Consider the following 5,279-nt stretch of genomic DNA (forward strand, 5'->3'; position numbering starts at 1 on the left):
GATCATAGCATTTTTAAACCAGATTGCGACCGATGCCGGTGATTATTACGGCGATACCGATAACGATCAGATCCCGCGTGATTTCAATCTCGGCCAGAATTATCCCAACCCGTTCAATCCGACCACTACAATCGCTTATGACCTCGATCGTGATTTTGAACAGGTCAGCCTGAAGATCTACAATATCCTCGGTCAGGAAGTCAAGACCCTGGTGAACGGCCCGCAGGATGCCGGCAGATACGAGGTACGCTGGGATGGAACCGCGCAGGACGGAAGCCGTACGGCCACAGGTGTCTATTTCTACCGGCTGGACACCGGAGATAATTACCAGAGCCGTAAAATGCTTCTGATGAAATAGCAATTATTATCCGACTTGTATAGTAAGCTAACCCGCCAAAATGGCGGGTTTTTTTTATTAGATTATTGAAGTTTAGGGAAATCTGCATATATTGGCGGGTATTACAGTATAAACAGACTGAAAATGGGAGATGACTATGAAATCCTGGCAACGCTTAATTCTCTTCATGATCTTGTTATCACTGATTGCATTTACCAGCGCTTCAGGGCGTCAAAAATACATTTGCCGATATGCGATTGAAGTTTTTTCAGCCAGCTTCGAAAGTGACAAACCCCTGCCTCCGGTCTATCCGGAGATGTGGATGATCAAGTATCCCACCGGCAATGTCTACTTTGCTGATGACGCCGACAAACTTCTCAACCGCGATTTCGACCTGACCAGTCTGGTCAAGCTGGGCTCGTGGCGCATAGTCGACAAGGCCGACGATTCGATCATGCTGACTTATTCCAATATCAAGCAGGATGGTGTCAAAGGATGGGAATACAAGCTCAGGGCTGAACCGTACCTGGGACGTATGGTCAGCCGTGTCGATAATTTCCTGCTCAGAGAAGGCAAGGAGTTCTTACCGTTTTCGATCATGATGATTCAGGATCCGACCATGGTCTATGCATTCCGCCCCGATTCCACTTCGAACGAATCGATCTTCGTCTTTTTCTCGTACACATTCCATGGCAACTTCCCGAAATCTCTACTGGCGCAGTTTTCCGAGAAGGATCCTTATGAGGGCGCGCCCTTTGATCCGTTCAGCTTCGTCTTTCCGCCTCCCGCGAAGAAACCGGAGCTGATTTATCAGGCTGAAGCCCAGTATCCTGAAAATTTAAAGAGGCTTCGTCGTTCCGGGCAGTCCAATTTACGGGTTTTGATTGATGTTGACGGTACGGTGAGTTTTGCCAATGTCGTCAAGCGCTCACGCTATACGCCGTTCGATGTCAATGCCAAAGATGCCGCTTATAAATCGCTGTTTAAACCAGCTCTGGATAAAAACGGCGATCCGATACCGGCCTGGTATCCGATGGAAGTGATTTACGATCCGAATAAATAGGCCCGAATAAAACAGGTGATTTTTAATTCATCGATAAACCTGGCCCATCCCGGCTTCGGTAGCGCGAATGGAAACGACAGCCCGCTGGTCGCCTTCGACGTTCGTCTCAAGTTGCTGGCAAGCGCTGTTTTGATCGCAGTTATCGCCATTACACTGAATCCACTGGCTTATTTGTTTGCCAGCCTGTTTATGGGCGCGGTTATTTATGTTGCACGCCTGCGGTTGCGGGAGGTGTCGAGTTACGTTACGCCGTTTCTGCTTATCGCTTTGGCAACTTTGGTTTTGCATCTGCTGTTTTCACCCGCGCACGGAAGGGTATATCTCGACTTATACCTGTTTAAGATATCATCTGGTAATCTGGTTACAGGTCTGACCTATGCCTGGCGGGTAATGCTTTTCTTTGCGGTAGCCCTGGTTTTTAACTTTACCACCAGCGCGTTAGATCTGGCCGATGGGATCGTCAGGTTGCTGAGACCTCTCAGGATTATTCGCGTGCCTATCGACCAGCTCGGTTTGATGATGTTTCTGGCGATGAGGTCGATCCCGCTTCTGTTCGATGAACTGCGCCAGATTCGAGCCGCCCAGATTTCCCGTGGAGTTGATACCGGCGGCAGTCTAATCAAGCGAATCAGAACACTCCCGGGACTTCTATCAGCTCTGCTGTCAGCGCTCTTGAGGCGTGCCGATAAAATGTCTGAATCGCTTATACTGCGGGGGTACTCACCAGGACGCAAAAGATCGTCGATCAAGCTGTACCAGCTTCAGACCGAGGACTTCCTGTTCGAGGCCGTGTTTCTGCTGGTCATGTTAATTCTCTTTTTGTCGATATATCATGCCGAATTTTAAACTGACTATCGAATACGATGGTACCGGCTTTTCAGGCTGGCAGGTTCAGCCCGGACTTCGGACTGTACAGGGTGAGATAGAAAAAGCCCTCGAGAACCATCTCGGTTACGAGGTTAAAATCACCGGCGGTGGCAGAACCGATGCCGGTGTTCATGCTCTGGGGCAGACAGCCAGTTTCAAAGCGGATATTGACTGGGGAGCTGATGCTGTTCGCAAGGCTATAAATGGAGTGCTTCCAGATGATATTCTTATTGTAGACTGCTCCGAAGTCGGAGACGATTTCAACGCCCGTTTTTCCGCGCTGTCTCGGCACTATCGGTATCAGATTTATAGTGACCGTTCCAGCCTCCGTCGCAATCTGTTCTGGTGCTACGAGGATAAGCTGGATTTCGATCTGCTCCAGACGATGGCGTCGTATATCCGCGGTGAACATGATTTCGCATCCTTCTGTGTCAAGAAATCCCAGAAGCCATCCAACCTCTGCCGGGTCGAAAAATCATACTGGACAAACGATGGCAAAGAGTTTACTTTCCAGATCATATCCAACCGTTTCCTGCATGGTATGGTCAGGAGTCTGGTTGGGAGTATGATCAAGGTCAATGCCGGGTCGCTGGAGTTGTTCGAGTTCAAGGACCTGATAGACAATCCCGAGAGATCGGAGAAAGTGCTGACTGCTCCGGCAAACGGCTTGTATCTGGTGGAAATTCGATACTGATCAATATACAATCCAACAGGATGGAGGCATCGTAGTGAAATTTTTTATCGACACCGCTGATATAAAAGAAATCAAGGCAGCCAATGCTATGGGTGTGCTCGACGGGGTTACTACCAATCCGAGCCTGATTTCGAAAGTCGAAGGCAAGTTCGAGGATATAATTCTTGAAATCTGTGAAGAGGTCGACGGACCGATTTCGGCCGAGGTAACCGCCACTGATTTTGACGGTATGATGAAAGAGGGGCAGCACCTGGCCGGACTGCATAAGAATATAGTGGTCAAAATCCCCTGTACGCTGGAAGGTCTCAAGGCCACCAAAGCCTTAAACGACAAGGATATCCGGGTCAACATGACACTGGTGTTCTCACCCACCCAGGCACTTTTGGCGGCCAAAGCGGGGGCGGCCTATTGTTCACCTTTTGTCGGCCGTCTGGATGACATCTCGCAGTACGGCATGGATCTGATCGAGCAGGTGGTCACGATTTACAGCAACTATGGCTACCAGACCGAGGTGCTGGTGGCCTCGATCAGAAATCCCCTGCATGTGGTCGAAGCGGCCCTTATGGGTGCGGATGTCTCCACGATTCCATTTAAGGTTATCAGCCAGTTGGTCAAACATCCCCTGACCGATATCGGTTTGCAGAAGTTTTTGGCCGACTGGGAAAAGGTAAAAGAGCGGATATGATCGAAAGATATACCCTTCCCGAAATGGGTGCATTATGGACCGACGAGCATAAATTTGCCACCTGGCTTGAGGTTGAGATAGCCTCCTGTGAGGCCTGGTCTGAAATCGGTAAAATCCCTGCTGACGCTGTTGAAAGAATTCGCAAAAACGCTGCCTTTTCAATCGAAAGAATCCTGGAAATCGAACAGCGTACTCATCACGATGTAGTCGCTTTTGTAACTAATGTGGGTGAATCTCTCGGTGAGGATGCCGTCTGGATCCATTACGGCCTGACATCATCAGATGTGCTCGATACCGCCAATGCGGTGATTCTCAAACAGGCGGGTGAAAAGATCGCTGTCAAACTGGATGATATCCTGGCAGTCCTTAAAGACAAGGCTTACGAGTATAAGGATCAGCCTCAGATCGGTCGAACTCATGGGATCCATGCCGAACCGACCTCCCTGGGGCTCAAGTTCGCGCTCTGGTATGATGAGATGAATCGAAATCGTCGGCGTCTGCGAGATGCGATCGAGGTCATCGCGGTCGGCAAGATTTCCGGAGCGGTCGGTGCCTATGGCAATATCGATCCTCGGCTGGAAGAAATCATCTGCAGGAAGCTCGACCTTAAGTCGGCTCCGATCTCGACCCAGGTCAACAGCCGTGACCGCTATGCCGAATTTATCTGGGCGCTGGCTATGATTGCTACCACGCTGGATAAGATCGCGCTCGAACTTCGTCACCTGCAACGCACAGAAGTTCGCGAACTGGAGGAGGGATTCAGAAAAGGACAGGCCGGTTCCTCGGCGATGCCTCATAAAAAGAACCCGATCTCGGCCGAGAATATCTGCGGGATGGCGCGGGTGATGCGTTCCAACCTCATGACTGCTCTGGAAAATGTTCCGCTCTGGCATGAACGTGACATTTCACATTCATCGGCTGAGCGAGTGATACTTCCGGACACCACAATCGGAGTGCATTACATGCTCAACCGGGTTACGAAGATTCTCAAGAATATCGTGGTCTACCCGGAAAACCTCAGGCGCAATCTGGAATTGACCGGGGGACTGTATGTCTCCGGGAGACTGCTCCTGTATTTGACCGAAAAACTTGGTTCACGTACCGATGCCTATGAAATCGTTCAGCGTGCCGCCCATACCGCCTGGCATAAAGGTGGCGATTTCAAGACCGAGATTCTGGATGATCCACAAATCAGGGAAAGAGTTGAGAGCGAGCAGATAGAAAAACTGTTTGATCTGAAGACCTATCTCGGAAATACGGACATGATCCTCGAGCGGATTTTTAAATGAAGCTTTCTTCCGAATCTTTCAGGTTTCTGATACCCGGAATTCTGTTGTTCATATTGATCGGTCTGATGACTATCGCTATCGACCACGCGCTGTTTTCGTACCTGCTCATTGCTGTTACTCTGTACATATTTATTATCGTGTTTTTTTTTCGCGACCCGGATCGCGCTACTCCGGATAATCCGTATGCGGTAGTTGCTCCGGCTGATGGCCGGGTGATCGCCGTCGATGAGAATATCCCGGATTATTTCAGGGGGTTTAAAAAACGTGTGTCGATATTCTTGTCGATGCTGGATGTACATATCAACCGAGTACCTGTCGATGGTAAAATTAACCGGGTGGATCAC

The 5,279-nt window shown here is 49.7% G+C and carries 7 protein-coding genes; all 7 read left to right on the plus strand.

Going from position 1 to position 5,279, the window contains the following annotated elements:
• The first annotated feature begins 1 nt into the window (after nt 1).
• Complete coding sequence (locus tag GF404_06500; GenBank protein MBD3381829.1) at nt 2–358, plus strand: T9SS type A sorting domain-containing protein; 357 nt, start codon at nt 2–4, stop codon at nt 356–358.
• 130 nt (nt 359–488) lie between these two features.
• On the plus strand, nt 489–1,400 hold the full coding sequence (locus tag GF404_06505) for a TonB family protein (protein MBD3381830.1): 912 nt from the start codon (nt 489–491) through the stop codon (nt 1,398–1,400).
• Between the two features lie 6 nt (nt 1,401–1,406).
• A complete protein-coding gene (locus GF404_06510; GenBank protein ID MBD3381831.1) occupies nt 1,407–2,246 on the plus strand; it encodes a hypothetical protein in 840 nt (279 codons plus the stop codon).
• Nucleotides 2,233–2,961 carry a tRNA pseudouridine(38-40) synthase TruA gene (truA, locus tag GF404_06515; protein ID MBD3381832.1) on the plus strand — a complete coding sequence of 243 codons (729 nt, stop codon included), beginning with the start codon at nt 2,233–2,235 and terminating at the stop codon, nt 2,959–2,961. The genes GF404_06510 and truA overlap by 14 nt, the downstream gene beginning before the upstream one ends.
• Nucleotides 2,962–2,995: 34 nt before the next feature.
• A complete protein-coding gene (gene fsa / locus GF404_06520) occupies nt 2,996–3,646 on the plus strand; it encodes a fructose-6-phosphate aldolase (protein ID MBD3381833.1) in 651 nt (216 codons plus the stop codon).
• The gene (locus GF404_06525; GenBank protein ID MBD3381834.1) at nt 3,643–4,935 is read left to right on the plus strand and encodes an adenylosuccinate lyase; all 1,293 of its coding nucleotides are present in this window, start codon (nt 3,643–3,645) and stop codon (nt 4,933–4,935) included. The genes fsa and GF404_06525 overlap by 4 nt, the downstream gene beginning before the upstream one ends.
• The coding region (locus GF404_06530; GenBank protein ID MBD3381835.1) for a phosphatidylserine decarboxylase family protein at nt 4,932–5,279 on the plus strand (348 nt) is incomplete at its 3' end. The genes GF404_06525 and GF404_06530, both read left to right, overlap by 4 nt.

This window comes from Candidatus Zixiibacteriota bacterium, from assembly GCA_014728145.1.
Classification (GTDB): domain Bacteria; phylum Zixibacteria; class MSB-5A5; order JAABVY01; family JAABVY01; genus WJMC01.